The 18,702-nt window shown below is 63.5% G+C and carries 13 protein-coding genes, 1 tRNA gene and 1 pseudogene; 11 read left to right on the plus strand and 4 right to left on the minus strand.

The window, feature by feature from the left end:
* Positions 1 to 3: 3 nt before the first annotated feature.
* Both EN818_RS25675 and EN818_RS25680 read left to right on the plus strand, forming a co-directional pair.
* On the plus strand, positions 4 to 969 hold the full coding sequence (locus EN818_RS25675) for an ABC transporter permease subunit (protein ID WP_189523840.1): 966 nt from the start codon (positions 4 to 6) through the stop codon (positions 967 to 969).
* Positions 966 to 1,784, plus strand: a complete 819-nt coding sequence (locus tag EN818_RS25680; protein ID WP_095809265.1) for an ABC transporter permease subunit — start codon at positions 966 to 968, stop codon at positions 1,782 to 1,784. Before EN818_RS25675 ends, EN818_RS25680 begins: the two co-directional genes overlap by 4 nt.
* Positions 1,785 to 1,855: 71 nt before the next feature.
* Here the strand turns inward: EN818_RS25680 and EN818_RS25685 are convergent, their stop codons facing one another.
* Entirely contained in the window at positions 1,856 to 3,736 is a 1,881-nt protein-coding gene (locus EN818_RS25685; protein WP_135905722.1) for an AsmA family protein, read from the minus strand.
* A 264-nt stretch (positions 3,737 to 4,000) separates the two neighbouring features.
* On the opposite strand from EN818_RS25685, the gene EN818_RS25690 reads away from it, so the two are divergent.
* A complete protein-coding gene (locus tag EN818_RS25690) occupies positions 4,001 to 5,959 on the plus strand; it encodes an acetoacetate--CoA ligase (protein ID WP_135905724.1) in 1,959 nt (652 codons plus the stop codon).
* 321 nt (positions 5,960 to 6,280) lie between these two features.
* Here EN818_RS25690 and EN818_RS25695 read toward each other — a convergent pair whose 3' ends face one another.
* On the minus strand, positions 6,281 to 10,030 hold the full coding sequence (locus EN818_RS25695; RefSeq protein ID WP_135905726.1) for a PAS domain S-box protein: 3,750 nt from the start codon (positions 10,028 to 10,030) through the stop codon (positions 6,281 to 6,283).
* 246 nt (positions 10,031 to 10,276) lie between these two features.
* Here EN818_RS25695 and EN818_RS25700 point away from each other — a divergent pair, with 246 nt between their 5' ends.
* The 3 genes from EN818_RS25700 to EN818_RS33805 all read left to right on the plus strand — a co-directional run bounded on the left by EN818_RS25700 (position 10,277) and on the right by EN818_RS33805 (position 11,615).
* Complete coding sequence (locus tag EN818_RS25700; protein WP_095809269.1) at positions 10,277 to 10,735, plus strand: phasin; 459 nt, start codon at positions 10,277 to 10,279, stop codon at positions 10,733 to 10,735.
* Between the two features lie 342 nt (positions 10,736 to 11,077).
* Positions 11,078 to 11,154, plus strand: a tRNA-His gene (locus tag EN818_RS25705).
* Positions 11,155 to 11,450: 296 nt separating this feature from the next.
* Positions 11,451 to 11,615 (plus strand): hypothetical protein, encoded by a 165-nt coding sequence (locus EN818_RS33805; RefSeq protein ID WP_245518871.1) that lies wholly within the window; start codon positions 11,451 to 11,453, stop codon positions 11,613 to 11,615.
* A 361-nt stretch (positions 11,616 to 11,976) separates the two neighbouring features.
* Here the strand turns inward: EN818_RS33805 and EN818_RS25715 are convergent, their stop codons facing one another.
* Positions 11,977 to 12,972 (minus strand): LacI family DNA-binding transcriptional regulator, encoded by a 996-nt coding sequence (locus EN818_RS25715; protein WP_135905728.1) that lies wholly within the window; start codon positions 12,970 to 12,972, stop codon positions 11,977 to 11,979.
* 187 nt (positions 12,973 to 13,159) lie between these two features.
* Here EN818_RS25715 and EN818_RS25720 point away from each other — a divergent pair, with 187 nt between their 5' ends.
* From EN818_RS25720 to otnC, 5 genes and pseudogenes are all read left to right on the plus strand, one after another.
* A complete protein-coding gene (locus EN818_RS25720; protein ID WP_135905730.1) occupies positions 13,160 to 14,476 on the plus strand; it encodes an MFS transporter in 1,317 nt (438 codons plus the stop codon).
* Between the two features lie 51 nt (positions 14,477 to 14,527).
* A pseudogene (ltnD, locus tag EN818_RS25725) lies at positions 14,528 to 15,466 on the plus strand (L-threonate dehydrogenase); the annotation flags it as partial.
* 3 nt (positions 15,467 to 15,469) lie between these two features.
* Positions 15,470 to 16,246, plus strand: a complete 777-nt coding sequence (otnI, locus tag EN818_RS25730; RefSeq protein ID WP_135905734.1) for a 2-oxo-tetronate isomerase — start codon at positions 15,470 to 15,472, stop codon at positions 16,244 to 16,246.
* Positions 16,247 to 16,249: 3 nt separating this feature from the next.
* Positions 16,250 to 17,512, plus strand: coding sequence for a 3-oxo-tetronate kinase (gene otnK, locus EN818_RS25735; protein WP_135905736.1), 1,263 nt, complete (start codon positions 16,250 to 16,252; stop codon positions 17,510 to 17,512).
* A complete protein-coding gene (gene otnC / locus EN818_RS25740) occupies positions 17,509 to 18,147 on the plus strand; it encodes a 3-oxo-tetronate 4-phosphate decarboxylase (protein WP_095809275.1) in 639 nt (212 codons plus the stop codon). Before otnK ends, otnC begins: the two co-directional genes overlap by 4 nt.
* Before the next feature lie 93 nt (positions 18,148 to 18,240).
* On the opposite strand, the gene EN818_RS32835 is transcribed toward otnC, so the two are convergent.
* On the minus strand, positions 18,241 to 18,558 hold the full coding sequence (locus tag EN818_RS32835) for a tetratricopeptide repeat protein (RefSeq protein WP_189523841.1): 318 nt from the start codon (positions 18,556 to 18,558) through the stop codon (positions 18,241 to 18,243).
* Positions 18,559 to 18,702: the final 144 nt, after the last annotated feature.

Consider the following 18,702-nt stretch of genomic DNA (forward strand, 5'->3'; position numbering starts at 1 on the left):
GCCATGACCAACATCGCCGCCACCGGCTCTCCGTCGGCTGAAGCTGGGACTGGGCTGCCGACGCGACTGGCGAAGGGCTTCGTCGACCGCCTCGTCATCATCATTCCCTATCTCTGGCTGCTGTTCTTCTTCCTCATCCCCTTCGTCATCGTCTTCAAGATCTCCCTGTCGCAGACGGCGATCTCGATGCCGCCCTACACGCCGGTGCTCGATTTCGGCGGCGGCTGGTCCGGCTTCGTCGAAAAGCTCAAGCAGCTCAGCGTCGACAACTACACCTGGCTGACCCAGGACGCGCTCTATTTCAACGCCTATGTGACGAGCCTGATCATTGCGGCGATCTCGACGGTGCTGACGCTGATCGTCGGCTATCCGATCGCCTATGGCATGGCGCGCGCGCCGGCGACGATCCGGCCGACCCTGCTGATGCTGGTGATCCTGCCGTTCTGGACTTCGTTCCTGATCCGCGTCTATGCCTGGATCGGCATCCTGAAGCCGGAGGGCCTGCTCAATCAGGTGCTTCTGTCACTGCACGTCATCGGCGAGCCGCTGGTCATCCTCAACACCTACACCGCCATCTTCATCGGCATCGTCTATTCCTATCTGCCCTTCATGGTGCTGCCGCTCTATTCGTCGCTGGAGAAGATGGACTATTCGCTGATTGAGGCGGCGCAGGATCTCGGCTGCCCGCCGATCGTCGCCTTCTGGAAGATCACCTTCCCGCTGTCGCTGCCCGGCGTGGTTGCCGGCTGCCTGCTGGTCTTCATCCCGGCCGTCGGCGAATTCGTCATTCCCGACCTGCTCGGCGGCTCGCAGACACTGATGATCGGCAAGACATTGTGGAACGAGTTCTTCGCCAACCGCGACTGGCCGGTATCATCCGCGGTGGCCGTAATTCTGCTGCTGCTGCTGATCATTCCGATCATGCTCTTCCAGCAGGCGCAGGCGCGAGCGCAGGAGCAAGGCAAATGAACGCCACCTGGAGCCGCTTCAACATCACCTCGATCGTTCTCGGCTTTGCCTTCCTCTATTTGCCGATCGTGCTGCTCATCGTCTTTTCCTTCAACGAATCGAAGCTCGTCACCGTCTGGGGCGGCTTCTCGACCAAATGGTACGTCTCGCTGTTCCACAATCAGGGCCTGATGGACGCCACCTGGGTGACGGCACGCGTCGGCGTCATCTCCGCCACCGTGGCGACCGTGCTCGGCACGCTGGCGGCGATCACCTTGACGCGCTACACGCGCTTCAAGGGGCGGGTGCTGTTCTCGGGCATGGTCTTTGCGCCGCTGGTCATGCCGGAAGTCATCACCGGCCTGTCGCTGCTGCTGCTATTCGTCGCCGTCGGCCTCGACCGCGGCTTCTTCACCGTCACGCTCGCCCACATCACCTTCACCATGTGCTTCGTGGCCGTCGTCGTGCAGTCGCGGCTTGTGTCCTTCGATCGCTCGCTGGAGGAGGCGGCCATGGACCTCGGCGCGCCGCCGGTGAAGACCTTCTTTCAGATCACCCTGCCGGTCATCATGCCGGCCATCGTCTCCGGCTGGATGCTGGCCTTCACGCTCTCGCTCGACGATCTGGTCATCGCAAGCTTCACGTCGGGTCCCGGCGCCACGACCCTGCCGATGAAGATCTACAGCCAGGTTCGCCTCGGCGTGACGCCGGAGATCAACGCCGCCTGCACCATCCTGATCGCGGTGGTCGCCGTCGGCGTCATCATCGCCTCGATCGCCAACAAGCGCCGCGAGGTCCAGCGCCAGCGCGACGAGCAGGCGGCGCAGCGAGGATAAGCGGGGGGGACGACTGACGCCCGCGCAGGCCTTGCGCCATTCGGACGCTGAGCCGTTGCGGGGCTCGCTCTCTATTGTCCTGAAACGCCGCGGCTGATCGGCGAGATGAACGGCGTGCTCCAATTGCCGCCGACGAAGAACAGTGACTGGTTGGGCGCTGGCGGAGCCGGCTTGGCCGCTTGGGCGTTGGCCTGCGGCTGTGATTGCGCCGGCTGGCCGGTCGGCACGATGCCGCCGGACAATGCCAGCCCGCGCCCGACATAGGAGGCGATGCCCGAAAGCCAGATCTTGTACTGCTGCGCATTGACCTCGGCCTTGTCCAGTCGCGCCACGCCTTTCGAAATGCTCGCCTTGATCTCCGCGCCGAGGATGGGCAGCGCGCCATTGGCGACGTCGTCGAGCGCGAAGAAGCCGCCTTGCTCGTTGCGCTTGAGAAAGGCGGGCAGGTTGAGCCCGTTCAGCGCGCCTGGCCCGAACGTCGCCGAGAACGATCCGTCGGCATTCTCGAGGATGGAGTCCCAGGCCTTGCCCGGTCCTTTGAGGATGATCGAGACCGTTCCGGTGCCGATTGGCACCAGACGCGTCATCCCCGCCGCAGTGGCGAATGCGCCGCTGTCGATTTCCGAGGCCAGAAGCCGCATCTCGACCTGGGTGCCGTCAGGTTTGCGATCGAAGCGCAGGCTGCTCTGGATGTTGCCGCCAAAGGCAGACGCATCGGAGATGTCGAAGACCGCCAGCCCGTTCTTGACCTGCGCGGTCGCGGCGACGTCGGCCAGTTGGATGGGCCCCGCAGTGGCGTGCGCTGCCGACAGTCTGAGGTCGAGGTTGATCTTGTCGGCGAAGCTGGTGTCGATCTCGCCTGGGCCGGCCTCGCCGGTCGGAGCGATCGGCGTGAAGCCGGAAAGAAAGGACCTTAGATCGAGCGTGTCGAAGGCAAGCGTGCCGGAAACGACTGGCAGCGCTTCGCTGAACGACAAGTCCAGCGCCCCCATGCCGGGGTTGTTGTCCAGCGCTACCGTCGTGTTCTCGAATTTCGCTCGACCCGCCGACGCCGTCACCTTGCTGGCGACCGACACGGCGCCAATCGCAGCACCTGGCGCGATGCCGGCCTGGGACCATTCAAGCAGGCGCCTCAGCGAAGGCGCGGCAAATTTCGCCTGGCCGTCCAGATAGGCATTCTCCGACATCGAGGCGACGCCGTCGAACGAGAAGGTGGCCGGAGCTGCCTTGAACGAGAGCGCGACAGGAGCGGCTCCCCCGGCAAACAGCACCAGCGGCTTGGCCGAGGTAAAATCGACTTGGACGCTTTCGCCGCGCCAGATTCCCGTGGCCGTCAGCGAGGCCTCGCTGTTCATCGCCGCCCAATTCACCTGGCCGCTCAGGCTGCTCAGAATCTCGGTGTCCTTGCCGTCCGCGCTCGTCACCACGCGGCCGTCGCGGAATTCGACCGTGCCGAAGGGATCCGCGGGAAGCTTGCCCAGGTCGGGCTTCTGCGGGTTCGCGGTGAGCACGCTCCGCGCGGCATCGATCGAACGCGTAATGCGGCCGCCGGTGGGCAGCGGCGGCAGATAGAAGCCGCCTGGCGCGCGCTCGACCCTGATGGTCGGGCGCACCAGCCTGGCGGTCGAAAACGCCACGTTGCCCTGCAAGGCGGCCATGGCCGAGAGATCCACCTCGACCCGCTCTGCCTCGACCACCGGCGGCGCGTCGGCCTCAGTCCATTGCGACAGCGTCACGTCGCTGAGGATGGCCCGGAAGGTCGGCCATACCTCGATGCGTGGCGAGCCGTCGATCGTGACCCTGAACCCGCTCCAGGCGCTCAATTCCCAGGCGATGCGGTCGCGCACGATGCGGGTCGAAGCAATCAGCGGCAGGGCGGCGACAGCCAGCGCGACGACCAGCGCCGCGACGCCGATCACCCACACCCCTCGCCGGATCAAAGATGATGGCATCTTGCCCCGTATGCTTCCATTGCCGACAAATCGCTCGACGGGTGTAGCCGAGCGCCGACGCTTTTCAAGTCTTTATGGCCCTGCAATGGCATTTGCACCCCATTGGCGCCGGCCTTTCCAACAACATCTTGCTCTGCCGGGCTGCGGGATACATAAGCGATGAACCCGTCCGGCGGCCGAAACCCTGTGCCGGTTTTGGGATAACGACAACCGCGAGGTCAGGCTTTACTGCCGCGATCGCGACGCGCTTTGGGAGGAACGATCATGGCCGCCGACACCCCGTTGTGGACGCCGACGCAGGACCAGATCGCCTCAGCGCCGATGACCGCCTTCATGAACGCTGCTGCGGCGAAGGCAGGAGAGGCTTTCTCCAGCTACGCCGAGCTGCATCGCTGGTCGATCGACAACCGCGAGGCCTTCTGGAGCCTGGTTTGGGACTTTTGCGGCCTTGTCGGCGACAAGGGCGAGCGCGCGCTCGTCGATGGCGACAAAATGCCGGGTGCGGTATTCTTTCCCGACGCGGAACTCAACTTCGCGGAGAACCTTCTGAAGAAGACCGGCGGCGGTACGGCCATCGTTTTTCGCGGCGAGGACAAGGTAGAGCGCCGGCTCTCCTGGAACGAACTCCATCAGCTCACGTCGCGCCTGCAGCAGCTCTTCCTGTCGCTGGGCGTCAAGGCAGGCGACCGTATCGCCGCCATGATGCCCAACATGCCCGAGACGGTCGCCGCCATGCTGGCAGCAAGCTCGATCGGCGCGGTTTGGTCGTCCTGCTCTCCCGATTTCGGCGAGCAGGGCGTGCTTGACCGATTCGGCCAGATCGAACCCGTCGTCTTCATCGCGCCGGACGGCTACTGGTATAACGGCAAGGCCATCGAGGTCGCCGACAAGCTCGCGGCGGTCGCGGCGAAGCTTTCGACCGTCCGCAAGCTGCTGATCGTCGACTATCTCGGCACCTCGACCGATGTCGCCGCGACCATCGACAAGGCAACGGCATTCGAAGAAGCCCTCTCGCCCTTTGCCGCGAAGCCGCTGAGCTTCGAGCGGCTGCCCTTCTCGCATCCGCTCTACATTCTGTTCTCCTCGGGCACGACCGGCATTCCAAAATGCATCGTCCACTCCGCCGGCGGCACGCTGATCCAGCATGTCAAGGAACAGCGGCTGCATGCCGGCCTGCTCGACGGCGACCGCTTCTTCTACTTCACCACCTGCGGCTGGATGATGTGGAACTGGCTGGCCTCCGGCCTCGCCTCGGGGGCGACGCTGTTGCTCTATGACGGCTCGCCCTTCTATCCGGACGGCAACGCGCTGTTCGATTTCGCCGATGCCGAGAAGATGACCTATTTCGGCACCTCGGCGAAGTTCATCGATTCCGTCCGCAAGTCCGGTCTGAAGCCGATCGGCAGTCATGACCTTTCCAGCGTGCGCACCGTCTCGTCCACCGGCTCGCCGCTGTCGCCGGAGGATTTCCGCTTCGTCTATGACGGGATCAAGAAGGACGTGCATCTGGCCTCGATTTCGGGGGGCACCGACATCGTCTCCTGCTTTGTGCTCGGCGTGCCGATAGAGCCGGTCTGGATCGGCGAGATCCAGGGGGCGGGCCTCGGCCTTGCCGTCGACGTCTGGAACGATGACGGCCAGCCGGTCCGGCAGGAAAAGGGCGAGCTCGTCTGCACCAGGGCGTTCCCCTCGATGCCGGTTGGTTTCTGGAACGATCCCGAGGCAAAGAAATACCAGGCTGCCTATTTCGAGCGCTTCGACAATGTCTGGTGCCATGGCGACTTCGCCGAATGGACGGCCCATGGCGGCATGATCATCCATGGCCGCTCCGACGCCACGCTCAATCCGGGCGGTGTGAGGATTGGCACGGCCGAGATCTACAACCAGGTCGAGCAGATGCCGGAGATCCTGGAGGCGCTGTGCATCGGCCAAGATTTCGACAATGACGTTCGCGTCGTGCTGTTCGTGCGGCTGGCCGCCGGGGTGAAGCTGGACGAGGATCTGGAGAAGCGCATCCGCGCCAGGATCCGCAGCGGCGCCAGCCCGCGCCACGTGCCGGCGAAGATCGTCGCGGTCACCGACATTCCGAGAACCAAATCGGGCAAGATAACCGAGCTTGCGGTACGCGACGTCGTGCATGGCCGCGCCATCAAGAACAAGGAGGCGCTCGCCAACCCGGAAGCGCTTGAGCTGTTCAGGAACCTGCCGCAATTGGCGAGTTGACGTCGCCTCGGTATGGCTAACGAAATCTATCTGCCGAATTTACCTAGATTTCACGAGTGGTACACATTCGTAAATTTTTTCGCGGTCTGGTAAGGACTTGTTAACGGACGGCGCCGATAGTCGCGAGTAACTTGAGGGAGTAATCCCGTTCCTCGTCCCCCCGAGGATCAGATTCGCTCAAGCCCCGTTGTGACAGCAATCCCATTTTTCAAGGCGTCCACTGGACGCCTTTTTCTTTGCGCGCGATCTCCAGCCGAAGCGGGATATTGCTTTTACGCAATTCCGGACGGAAAACCGCAAAGCACTTTTCCTGGAATTGCTCTATTCGGCCAGGACTCGCGTCGAAGGAAAGGCGACCTCCACCAGCGTGCCTTCGCCCGGGGTCGAGGTGATGCTGAAGCGGGCGCGGTTCGCCTCCACCATCGCCTTTGTCAGCGGCAGGCCGAGGCCGGTGCCGTCGCCGCGCCCCCGCTTCAGCGCGTTGATCTGCTTGAAGGGTTTCAGTGCCTGCTCGATCTCGGCCTGGGTCATGCCGATGCCGGTGTCGCGCACGCGCATGACCACGTCGCCCGAGGCCTCATAGGCGGTCGACACGATCACCTGACCGCCGGCCTGCGTGTAGCGGATGGCATTCGACAGAATGTTGAGGGCGATTTGGCGCACGCTGCGCAGATCCGCAACCACTTCCGGCAGGCGCGAGGCGAAGCTCGAGCGGATGATGACGCGCTCGCGGTTGGCCTGCGGCTGCATCATCGCCACCGTTTCGGCCAGCGTGTCGTTGAGCGACACCGCCTCGTAATCCATCTCCTGCTGGCCGGCCTCGATCTTCGAGATATCGAGCAGGTCGTTGACAAGATCGAGCACGTGATTGCCGGAACGGTTGATGTCGCGCAGATAGTCACGGTAGCGGTCGTTGGCGACCGGGCCGAACTTCTCGTCCACCATCAGCTCGGAAAAGCCGATGATGGCGTTGAGCGGCGTGCGGATCTCGTGGCTGATACGGGCGAGGAAATCCGTCTTCTGCGAGGACGCGCGCTCGGCCACGGCACGCGCCTGGGTAAGATCCTCCTCCGCCCGTTTCCACTGCGTGATATCGCGCACGACGGCGCAGAAGCCGCTGTCGTTGGGAAGACTGCCGATGGTCATGAACAGCGGAATGAAACGCCCCTGCGCTTCGCGCCCGATGACCTCGCGGCCGTCATTGAGCACGCTCGCCACGCCCGGCTCGGAAAGTCCGGTGAGGTAATCGCGCGCCGCGCGCTGACTCTCGATGGCAAACAGCGACGCGAATGGCTTGCCGGCGACCTCGTCGCTGTCAAAGCCGAACAGCGCTTCCGCCGGCCGGCTGATCGAGCGGATATTGCCGTCGCGGCCGATCAGCACAACGCCGTCGGTTGCGGTGTCGATGATGGTGCGCATTTCGGCGATGCGAGCCTTCAGCTCGGAAACATCCGGCTGCTGGCTCGGCTCGTCATTGGCGGCGCTCAAATGCGGCGCCTCATCCTCGCCCGAGCGGCGCACCACCAGCATCAGCGCCTTGCCGCCGCGCCATGGCACCGAGCGCAAGAGCGCATCGATCGGGAATTCCTGGCCGTGGCGCGTCCTGAGCTTCAGCGACCGGTCGCTTTCATCAGCCTCACCATCGTCCGTGTAGTGGTCGGCGAACAGCGCGCCCAGTCCGCCAGCATCGGCAAGATCCTCCACTGCATCGTAGCCGGTGAGCTCCAGGAACGCTTCATTGGCGTAGTGCATCGCGTCACCGGAATGGATCAGCAGCGGTACCGGCAGTCTTGCGATGATGGAGGTGTCGGGAGCCTTGGCTTCCTCTCCGGTGGTGAGGGCGGACGGCATGATGCCTTCGAGCTTCAGCGGCGGCACCTCGAGCCGCGGCTGCTCGGCCGGGGGCGCTTCCATTTCGGCCGGCTGCGCAGCGGCAGGTGAGGAGCCGTCGACGTCGGCGCCGGACCAGTCCTCGCTGTGTTCCGCATCGCGAAAATCGTCGGCGGCCATGCTGTCGTCGTCAGCGCCCGCATCAGGCGCGCGGGCGCCGGCCGCTTCGCCGGTTGCTTTCTGGCCTGCATAGCTGAGCAGCGAGCCGGAGGCGGGCACCGCTCCGTCCTGGCCGGTGGATGTTTCGGCAGCATCCTCGGCGCCGTCGAGCCGCGCCAGATCCTTCTGATCTTCCGCCTCGGTTTCCGCTTCGGCTATCTCGACGGGCTCGGGTTGCGCCTGGTCGCCATCCTCTATGGGGGATTCCCGTTCAACCGTATCGGTCGCCGGTGCGCCGGGTTCGCGGGTGGTCGATTGCTCCGGAGCTGCCACTTTCCCTTGGGCGGCCTCGGCTTCACTTTCAACGCCAGGCGCTTCGGCGGGGGCCGGCAGGGAACTGTCCTTTTTCAGACGCTCGCCGATCTCTCGAAACGCGCTGCGCTCCAGGACCGACAGGCCTTTTTCGATTGCTGACTGCTTGTCGTTGGCCGGCTGCCGGTGCTCCGCCAGCCGGATCACCTTGTCGGCGAAGCGCCGCTCCGGTTTCGGCACGATGGTCAGCGCCGGCACCTCGCCCTCGAACGGATCGGCGGACGTCGGCGCTTCCGGTGCCGGCTGCTCGTCGGTCGGTTCGGCGGCGGCAGGCGCTTCGCCGTTAGGGACAAGCGCCATGCCGAGCCCCTCCGGATCGACCACGGCGTCGCCGCTGCGTGCGACGCCGAAGCCGCGGAACCCCTCGAAGACGCGGCTGCGGCCGTAGACCGGCAACGCGGCCAGGTCGACAGGGATCTTCAGATCGGTGCCAGCCACCGGCCAGAGCACCGAACGCCCGGACCAGGTGTCGCGCCGTTCGAGCAGGCCGGCGATCTCGCCCGCCGCGTCAAGGCCGAAGGTGGTCGCCACATCCCTGAAATGGCGACCGATCACATCCGCGGCAGTCTTGCCGACGAGATCGGCGAATTCCGGTGACAGGGCGCTGAACCTGCCTTCGGCGTCGGTTCGCCAGACGAAGCGCAGCGGCGGCGCCGAGCGGTCGATTGTCCGGCGCGGGCCCGGCTCGGACGACGGCCCGGCCTCGGCGTTCGAGGCCGGGGCGGCTCGTTCAGGCCGCCTGGCATCGTCGCCGCCCGCGTTGAAATACCAATGGTCGTGGGCGGGACCGGCATTTGCTGCCGTTTGTCCGGCCTCCGCCGCAGGAGGTGCATGGCTGGCCGAGCCTATCGGGGGGCTCGCGCCGGCGGGCTGCGCGTCCGTCGCGGATGGCTGCGGCACTGCATCGCCCTTTTCTCCGGCCGTTTCCGCCGCTGGTGTCTGGTCCCGAACCGGCTCGGCTTCCAGCCGGGCGCCCCCGGTTGCGCCAGACGCGGTTTCCGTCGCTCTTTGGCCCTGATCGCCGCGAGCCTGATCGTCCTCGTGGTCGAGTTGAGCCTCGTCGATCACCACCAGCAGGTGGCGTTCGTCGGTCAGTCGTGCAAAGCCGGCCGGGTAGGAGGTGCCGGCGCCCGGAACAAGGCGCTTGACGATACGATCGCCGGCGCTCGCTACGTCCGCAACCAGCGCAGCCAGCGTTTCCGGTTTGATGCCGAGCGCATCGAAACCCTCGGAAGCCGCTTCGACGCCGCCTCCGGCGTCGACGAACGCGATGAAATGGCCGGCTTCGGTGAAGCCGCCAATGGCGCGGCTGGCGATTTCGGCTGCGCTGCGCGAATTGGTCTGCGCGGCCGGCAGGGCCAGCATGATTGCCCGTTCACCATCCGGCATCGTCACCGTGCTGGCGAGGAAGCCGACGGCGCGGCTCACCACGCCGCTCGCCAGCCTGACGGTGATGGCCCGGTCGCTGCCGATCTCGGGAAAGCCGCTGGTCGCCATGATCTGCCGCCGGGCGATCAGCGGCAGCCGCGCCGAGGAACCGATGATGGCCTCGATGTCGGGATAGCCGAATATCGCAGCGCCCGGTCCGTTGGCCCAGATCACCTGCTCGAGGTCTGCCGACAATATCGCGAGCGCGTCGCCGGCGGCGAAGCGCTGGCGAACCGCGTCGAGCACGGCAACGTCGAGGAAGGAGTAGCTTTCAGGCGGCATGCGCTGGCGAACCCTTCGAAGCGGGCATTTCAGTTAACGCTTTGTTAATAAAAGCGCACGGGACGAAGGTCCACAATCCATGCGGTGCAACCGCCGAAATCTCTGGCCTCGTGGTTAACGGCAGGAGGCATTTTATGGTGCGCTGCAACAAAGATGTTGCAATGCACAAAAAAACCTCTATATTGCCACCATACATGAACGAGACGGCTTTCTGTCAAAGCCGCTACCCCTGAAAGGTTGGAAGAAATGTCCAAGATCAAGACTGCTGATACCCTCGGCAACGTTGAGTTCCCGAGCTTCGATGCTTCCAAGGCCACCGACCAGATCCGCGCCTTCGCCGAGAAGGGCGTTGAGCAGTCGAAAGAAGCCTATGCCAAGCTGAAGACCGGCGCCGAGGAGACCCAGAAGGTTCTGGAGTCGACCTACGAGACCGCCAAGACCGTTTCCAACGACCTTTCGCTGAAGACCATCGCCGTGGCTCGCGCCAACGCCGAGGCCGGCTTCTCGCATCTGGAAGCGCTGATCGGCGCCAAGACGCTGTCGGAGGTCGTCGAACTGCAGACCGCTTTCCTGCGCAAGCGTGCGGAGATGACCGTCGAGCAGGCCAAGGAATTCCAGGCTGCCGCTTCGAAGGCCGTCGAGGACGTTTCCAAGCCGATCAAGACCGCGTTCGACAAGGCGGTGAAGGACATCAAGGCCGCCTGATCTCAGGCGCCAACAGCCAATGCATCAAAAGGTCGCATTTCGTCAGACAAATAGAAGTGCGATGAATTGATGCGATGAATACCCGATGGGCGGAACCTCCTCCCTCTGCTCTTCGGGGTGACCAGCCAGCACCTCCTCCCGCTGGCTTGTAACAGGAAAAGGCCGGCACCTCCTCCCGCCGGCCTTTTCTTTTGCCTTGCCCCGCTTCTTGATCGGAGGCTGGCGCGGATGAGGACAACCGACCCTTTGCCTTGTTAAGGGCCTTGAATTAAAATTCGATAGCCCGTATTGGACGCATCGCCGAAGGACGGAGCGCAAAGCTTCCTCTCCACAGGCAGGCGTGCCGTTGTAGCTCAGTTGGTTAGAGCACCAGATTGTGGATCTGGGGGTCGCTGGTTCGAGCCCAGCCAACGGTACCATCGGCTTCCTGAATCCTCCGCACGCAGCCGCTCTCGAACTGCGCGCCGCGCGGGCTCGCTATGGCGGCTGCTGGACGCTTCAACAAACTGTCTGCGACCACAACGAGCGGCGGCTCAAGCCTTTCCTATGCGTCGAGAACCAGATACTCTGAGCTCGATGCGTGCCCAGGGTATCGACACCCCGATGACCACGATCGATCTCGGCCTGCAGTCGGCAATCGAGATCCAAGGGCGACCAGCTCAAGGCCACCGGCTCGCAGCGGCCCTATGACCAGGGCGTTGCGGAAGCGCTCGCCATGATGAACGCGCTGATCGGCAAGGAGACGCCGCCCTGGATCGCCGTTCAGTCGCTGCCCGTGGTGCAGTCCAACGTGCTCGAATCCTGCAAGATCGTGTTCAAGAAGGATCCGCCGCCGGAATTGCTGGATGCCTGCAACAAGGCTAAGCCAGCCTGCAACTGACACCTCGCAAAGGCGGGTCCGGCCTGACCGGGCCCGCAACACAAGACGGATGAAGAAGATAATCGCGGACGGCGCGGGGTCCGGTCGGGCTCCCGCGTGGACGCACCGTCCTCGCTCCGCCTGGCAGCCGGCAGCTTTCGACCCGCGCGACCCAGGACCTGTCTGAGGCCGCGCTCTCCACCACGAGCCCCACGGCGTTCGGACCCGCACAGCGGTCGTCTTTCCACCGGTTGGAAGGCCGGGCCGAAGCGGCGCGACAAAGCGCGTCGCTCTGAAAGCGATTCAGGCGACGCGCTTTAAGTTTTTGTTTGGATGCATGTCGTTGCCCCAGAACCGCTACACGCTTCGGGCGACATGCATGTCAAACCGTTTCACCCGGCACAAGCAGGAAGCCGACATCGACCGTCTGGGCCGGCGCCTCTTCCAATAGGAGTTCCGCCGCCAGCTTTCCTATTTCCACACGCCGCGTGAGGATGCTGGCGATGGGTTGCGGGGTGTGGCGGCAAATATCGAGGGCATTGAACCCGATGATCGCGAGCTGGTCCGGCACGGAAATTCCCTTTGCCAGGCAATGGAAGTAGCCCCCCAGCGCAACGTCGTCGTTGGAAAAATACACGGCCTGGATGTCAGGGGATCGGCCTAAGATGCTCGCTAGCCCCTCTTTTCCCACGCTGACGGAGGAGGGCGCATTGCGGATTTGCAGATCTTTCAGCGCGAGCCCCGCCTGATTGAGCTGATCGACAAACCCCTCGAAGCGTTTTGCGCTGCGGGTATCGCGGTCCATGTCGTGCCCGACATAAGCCATACGGGTGTAGCCTCTCTCGACGAGATAAGCCGCGGTAGCCCTGCCTGCCGAGCGATGCGAGAACCCGACCGCGATGTCGAGGGGTTCCCCGTCGATGTCGAGCAATTCAAGGACGCGACAGCCCGAGGCGCGAAGCAGTTTGCGCGTTCCTTCGGTGTGTTCCAGGCCGATAAGCATGACCGCTGCGGGCCGCCATGCCAGAACGGCCGCGACAAGGGCCTCCTCGCGTGCCAGATCATATTCGGTAACGGCAAACACCGCCTGCCTCTGCCGCAGCTCGAGCGGCCGGGTTACGCCGCTGAGGACGTCGGCGAATACGATGTTCGACAGTGAGGGCACGATGATGGCAACCAACGGCGTGCCCGTCGATGCCAAGGCTCCCGCGATCTTGTTGGGAACGTAGCCGAGCTTGTCGACCGCTGCCATGACGCGGGCACGCGTCTTCTCGGAAAATGACCCATGATTGCGCAGCACGCGCGAGACCGTGCTTTCGCCCACCCCCGCCGTGTCGGCAACCTCGGCCAATGTGATCGGAGTGGTTTTCAGGTCCATTTGTCCCCCTTTGCGCGCCCAACGCAACGTTCGCAGGCATTCTAGAAAAAGGATTCGATTATTCAATGGCAGCGCTGCCAAAAACTGCTTGGCAGCGCTGCCAAAATTCTCTATACAAAATGGCAGCGCTGCCAAAACGGGGCGCCGGAGGCGGGGATAGGGACCCCAATTTTATCGGAGGAGAGCAATGACGGTGCTGGATCAGGCATCGGCTGCCCGAACGGGCATGTCCGAGACCTTGGAGAATGCTGCTTACAAGAAAGTCTTCTGGAGGATCATACCACTTCTCATTATCTGCTATGTGGTCGCCTATCTCGACCGCGTGAATGTCGGCTTCGCCAAATTGCAGATGTCCGGCGAACTCGGCCTTTCGGACGCCGCATATGGCTTCGGCGCAGGCGTCTTTTTCCTTGGCTACTTTCTTTTCGAAGTGCCCAGCAATCTGCTCATGAACAAGATCGGCGCGCGGATATGGATCGCCCGCGTCATGATCAGCTGGGGCATCATTTCCGCCGCCTTCGCGTTCACCAGCTCGGAAACGATGTTCTACATCCTGCGCTTCCTGCTTGGTCTGGCCGAAGCCGGCTTTTTCCCGGGCATCATTCTCTATTTGACGTCCTGGTACCCGTCCCATCGGCGCGCCAAGATCATCACGACCTTCATGTCGGCCATCCCGGTCTCGTCCATTTTCGGCAATCCGCTCTCGGGCTGGATCATGGATGGCCTCCACACCTTCCACGGCATTTCCGGCTGGCAGTGGATGTTCCTGATCGAGGCCGTTCCCGCTGTCTTGCTGGGCTTTGTGGTTCTTTCCTATCTCGACAACGGCATCGAAGAGGCAAAATGGCTGGACCGAGCCGAGAAAGATGTGCTGCTGGCCAATATGGAGGCCGAGAACCGGACCAAGACGGACAGCCCGCATAGCCTCGGCTCAACCTTGCGCGATGGTCGCGTCTGGCTGATGAGCCTCATCTACTTCTGCTTCGTGTTCGGCCAATACGGCTTGAACTTCTGGATGCCGTCTCTCGTCAAGGCTTCGGGGGTTGTCGGCAATTTCAACGTCGGCCTGGTCTCGGCCATTCCCTACATCTGCACGTTCGTTGCCATGCTTGTTCTTGGACGTTCGTCCGACCACTTCCGCGAACGCCGCTGGCATCTCGTCGTTCCGGCTATGTTCGCTGGTGTCGGTTTCATCGCCGCAACCACCGCATCGAGCACCGGGTTTGCCATCGCAGCGCTCTCGTTGGCCGCTGCCGGTGTGATTACCTGCGCGCCCCTGTTCTGGTCCTTGCCGACTGCATTTCTGGCCGGCACCGGCGCCGCGGCAGGCATCGCCTGGATCAATTCGGTCGGCAATCTCGCCGGTTTCCTTGGACCGTTCATCATCGGCTACCTCAAGGACGCCACAGGCAACAATGCCATTGGCATGTACGTTCTGGCCGCAGGCTTGATTGTCGGCTGCATTGCAACGCTTTGCGTGCCGGCCAAGACTGTGAACCGCTGAACAAGCGCCTCCCCGCCGCCTGGCGCCGGGGAGGCAGCCCACTCGTCATTCAAGGATCATCATATGACAAGCCTTCAGGGAAATGGACAAACAGCCCAGGTGGTGGTGGTAATCGGCCTTGGAGCCATGGGCATGGGCATGGCCCTCTCGCTCAAGAGGGCCGGTCTCGATGTGATCGGCATCGATATTTCCGAGGATGCCGTTTCGCGCTTCGTGCAAGCGGGCGGCCGCTCTGCCCCGATCGCGGACGCCGCGAAGCAGGCCGACACCGTCGTTGCGGTGGTCGTCAACGCGGCGCAGACCGAAAGCGTCCTGTTCGGCGCGGACGGCATTGCTGATATCCTGCGTCCCGGCACCGTATTTGTCGCCTCCGCGACGATGGATCCAGCCGTTGCCCGCAAGCTTGCTTCGCAACTCGAGGCCAAGGGCGTTCACTATCTTGATGCACCAATCTCGGGTGGAGCGGCGCGCGCCGCCAAGGGCGAATTGACGATCATGGCTTCCGGGACAAGAGCTGCCTTCGGCAGCGCGCGTCCCGCGCTCGATGCCATGGCCGCCAAGGTCTATGAACTTGGCGACGCCGCTGGCGGAGGCGCTGCCTTCAAGATGATCAACCAGCTGCTGGCCGGCGTTCACATCGCCGCCGCCTGCGAGGCGATCTCGCTCGCCGCGAAACTGGGGCTCGACCTCGACAAGGTCTATGAGGTGATCACCGGATCGGCCGGCAATTCTTGGATGTTCGAAAACCGCATCCCGCATGTGCTCGCCGGCGACTACACGCCGCTCAGCGCTGTCGATATTTTCGTCAAGGATCTTGGCATCATCCAGGACATGGCGCGGTCCGAACGCTACCCCGTGCCGGTGAGCGCGGCTGCTTTGCAGATGTATCTCGCGGCCAGTGGCGCCGGCATGGGTCGCGATGACGATTCCTCGCTGGCGCGCCTTTATGCGCAACTTTCCGGCGCCGCGCTGCCGGAAAAGACGAGGTGAGCCATGCCTGCCTTCGCTGCCAACCTGACGATGATGTTCAACGAATGGTCGTTCCTTGATCGGTTCGACGCTGCCGCCGAGGCCGGCTTCTCCGCTGTCGAGTATCTGTTTCCCTACGACTTCAAGCCCGAAGATATCCAGGATCGGCTTGTCCGCAACGGCTTGACCCAGGCGCTGTTCAACATGCCGCCGGGCGACTGGGCTGCCGGTGAGCGCGGCCTCGCGTCCCTGTCGGGTCGCTTCGACGACGTCGCCGCAGGCGTGACCCGCGCGCTTGCCTATGCCGAGGCCACCGGCGTGAAGAACATTCACCTGATGGCCGGCCTGGCGGATGCCGGCGATCCTCAGGCACGGCTCAACTATCGTCGCGCGGTCGAGCATGCCGCTGATCTTCTCGCCGAAAGGGGCTTGAATCTACTGCTGGAACCGATCAATGGGCGCAACATGCCCGGCTATTTCCTTAACGATTTCAATGCGGCGGCGCAGTGGATCGGCGAGCTCGGCCTCGCCAACGTGAAGCTGCAGTTCGATATCTATCACTGTCAGATCATTCATGGCGACGTGACGACACGCCTGCGCACGCTGATGCCGATCAGCGGGCACGTGCAGATCGCCAGCGTGCCGTCCAGGCAGGAGCCCGACAGCGAAGAACTCAACTATCCTTTCCTGTTCGCCGAACTCGACCGGCTCGGTTACAGGGGCTATGTCGGCTGCGAGTATCTTCCTCGCGGTCGAACGACCGACGGCCTGGGCTGGTTCGAACCTTACAAACGGGGATGATCGATGGGCATTCTTCTTGGCATCATCGCAGACGACTTCACCGGCGCGACCGACATCGCCAGCATTCTCGTCCGCGAGGGAATGCGCACCGTCATGTCGATCGGCGTGCCCGCCGCAACATTCGACGTTCATGACGCCGACGCCGTCGTCGTTGCGCTGAAGTCCCGTACCACCCCTGTCGCGGATGCCGTTGCGCAATCCCTCGATGCGCTCCGGTGGCTTCAGACGCGCGGCGCTGAGCAGATATTCTTCAAATACTGCTCGACCTTCGACTCTACCGCGAAAGGCAACATCGGTCCCGTTGCCGACGCGTTAAGCGACGCACTCGGGGCCGGAATTGCGGTCGTGTGTCCGGCCTTTCCCAAGAACGGCCGGTCAGTGTTCAACGGTCATCTTTTCGTCGGGCGTCAACTGTTGCAGGATTCGCCGATGAAGGATCATCCGCTGACGCCGATGCGCCGCTCCGACCTCGTCGCTCTGATGGCGGAACAGTCGGCCCATGGCGTCGGCCTCGTTCCCCACGAGGTCATCTCCGCGGGCGATGCAGCGATCTCCGAAGCTTTTGCCGCGATCGCCGCGACAGGACAACGCTATGTCGTGGTGGACGCCATCCATGACGATCATCTCCGCTCCATCGGGCGCGCCATACGCGGCCACAAGCTCGTCACCGGTGGTTCGGCGCTCGCCATGGGCCTGCCTGCCAATTTTGGCATTTCGCCACGCACGCCGGCGGAGACGACGATCACTTCCAGGGTGCCGCCACGGACGGCAATTCTGGCCGGAAGCTGCTCTGCCGCAACCCGCCAGCAGCTTGCCAGGGCCAAGGCCCTTTGGCCAAGCCGCAGGATTGACCTGGACGCCGTGGCCGAGAAGCGTCCGGTGGTGCAGGAGGTCCTTTCCTGGGCGAAAAGCCAGCCCGCCGACCAACCGGTGGTGATCTACGGGTCCGCCGATCCCGCCGAGGTGGAGGAAAACCAGGCACGGTATGGCAGCCTGCAGGCCGGCGCCATGATGGAGCAAACGCTGGCCGCTATCGCCGAGGGGCTCGTGGCGGATGGCGTCGGCCGGCTGCTCGTCGCAGGCGGAGAGACTTCGGGCGCGGTGATTTCGGCGCTCAAGGTGCAGGGACTTTCCATCGGCGCCGAAATCGCGCCTGGCGTGCCATGGACGACGACGCTTTCCGATCGGCCGTTGCAGGTGGCGCTCAAAAGCGGCAACTTCGGTGGTCCCGATTTCTTTGAACGCGCCTTGGATATTCCCGCATGAGCGACGCCAAAATTCGCGACCAGATCGCCGGCTATGCGAAATCGATGTTCGACCGCGGCCTGACCGCCGGATCGACCGGCAATATCAGCGTCCGCCTCGACGATGGGTGGTTGATGACCCCGACCGGATCGTCGATGGGAACCATCGATCCGGCACGCATCGCCAAACTGGATGCGGCGGGGCGGCACATCTCGGGCGACGCGCCCACCAAGGAAGCGTTTCTCCATCGCGTCATGTATGAGAAGCGGCCAAGGGCGGGCGCCGTCGTCCATCTGCACTCGACACATTCTGTCGCCGTCAGCTGCCTCTGTGGCCTCGATCATGACGACGTGCTTCCGCCGCTTACCGCCTACTATGTCATGCGCGTCGGCCGTCTGCCTCTGGTCCCCTATTACCCGCCCGGCGATGAGGCCCTGGCCCAGGCGGTTGCGGAGCGGACTGCCGACAGCCATGCCGTGCTCCTCGCCAATCATGGACCGGTTGTTGCCGGCGTCGACCTTTCCGAGGCTGTCTACTCCGTCGAGGAACTCGAGGAGACGGCCAAACTGTTCCTGCTGTTGCGCAATGAGAAGACGAAACCGTTGAGTTGCGACGAGACGACCGAACTGCAGAGGCGCTTCCCCGCCAAATGCTAGAGCGGAACGTTCACGGAAACGCTGAACCGCTCCATCTCTTTGTTCTGATACAGGCGCTTCAGCCGCCCGCGTGCTCGAAGATCGGTGGGCTTGCTATCGCCGGATCCAGCTTGAGGTAGCAAGGGTTCGCGTCCTGCTCAGCCTTTGCAGTTGGATGCGTGCCTTGGCGCGCAGCACGGGATCGATGGGACGATCGGACCCATCCCGCACCACGCTCAGGAGCTTCGCCGCTTCGTCGGTCTGGCGAAGCTGGGCCAGGCTGCGGCCGAGCACGTATTGTGCTCCGGGGAGTTCGGGATCGAGTTCGAGCACCTTGCGGAATGCCCCCGCGGCATCTGCGTGGCGGCCTAGAGCTTGGAATTCGATAGCCAGCCTCGACCAGGCCTTCACCGATCTTGGCGCGATCGCCACGAGCGACTGGAAAGTATCGGCGGCCGGCCAATGATCGCCCCTGGCGCCAAGCAGCTGACCCAGGCCTAGAGAGTGCGCGCGTGGCGGGGATCGACTTGCAGAATCTGGCGATAGCCGATTTCGGCGTTGGTGAAATTGCCGGCC

This window comes from Mesorhizobium sp. M3A.F.Ca.ET.175.01.1.1 (assembly GCF_004791945.1).
Classification (GTDB): Bacteria; Pseudomonadota; Alphaproteobacteria; order Rhizobiales; family Rhizobiaceae; genus Mesorhizobium.

Bases quoted from the DNA above. Each gene is read 5' to 3' on its own strand.
- EN818_RS25680 (WP_095809265.1), top strand. From the start codon at position 966: ATGAACGCCACCTGGAGCCGCTTCAACATCACCTCGATCGTTCTCGGC.
- EN818_RS25685 (WP_135905722.1), bottom strand. From the start codon at position 3,736: ATGCCATCATCTTTGATCCGGCGAGGGGTGTGGGTGATCGGCGTCGCG.
- EN818_RS25715 (WP_135905728.1), bottom strand. From the start codon at position 12,972: ATGGACCTGAAAACCACTCCGATCACATTGGCCGAGGTTGCCGACACG.
- otnI (WP_135905734.1), top strand. From the start codon at position 15,470: ATGCCTGCCTTCGCTGCCAACCTGACGATGATGTTCAACGAATGGTCG.
- EN818_RS33805 (WP_245518871.1), top strand. From the start codon at position 11,451: ATGATGAACGCGCTGATCGGCAAGGAGACGCCGCCCTGGATCGCCGTT.
- EN818_RS25675 (WP_189523840.1), top strand. From the start codon at position 4: ATGACCAACATCGCCGCCACCGGCTCTCCGTCGGCTGAAGCTGGGACT.
- otnK (WP_135905736.1), top strand. From the start codon at position 16,250: ATGGGCATTCTTCTTGGCATCATCGCAGACGACTTCACCGGCGCGACC.
- EN818_RS25700 (WP_095809269.1), top strand. From the start codon at position 10,277: ATGTCCAAGATCAAGACTGCTGATACCCTCGGCAACGTTGAGTTCCCG.
- EN818_RS25720 (WP_135905730.1), top strand. From the start codon at position 13,160: ATGACGGTGCTGGATCAGGCATCGGCTGCCCGAACGGGCATGTCCGAG.
- EN818_RS25695 (WP_135905726.1), bottom strand. From the start codon at position 10,030: ATGCCGCCTGAAAGCTACTCCTTCCTCGACGTTGCCGTGCTCGACGCG.
- EN818_RS25690 (WP_135905724.1), top strand. From the start codon at position 4,001: ATGGCCGCCGACACCCCGTTGTGGACGCCGACGCAGGACCAGATCGCC.
- otnC (WP_095809275.1), top strand. From the start codon at position 17,509: ATGAGCGACGCCAAAATTCGCGACCAGATCGCCGGCTATGCGAAATCG.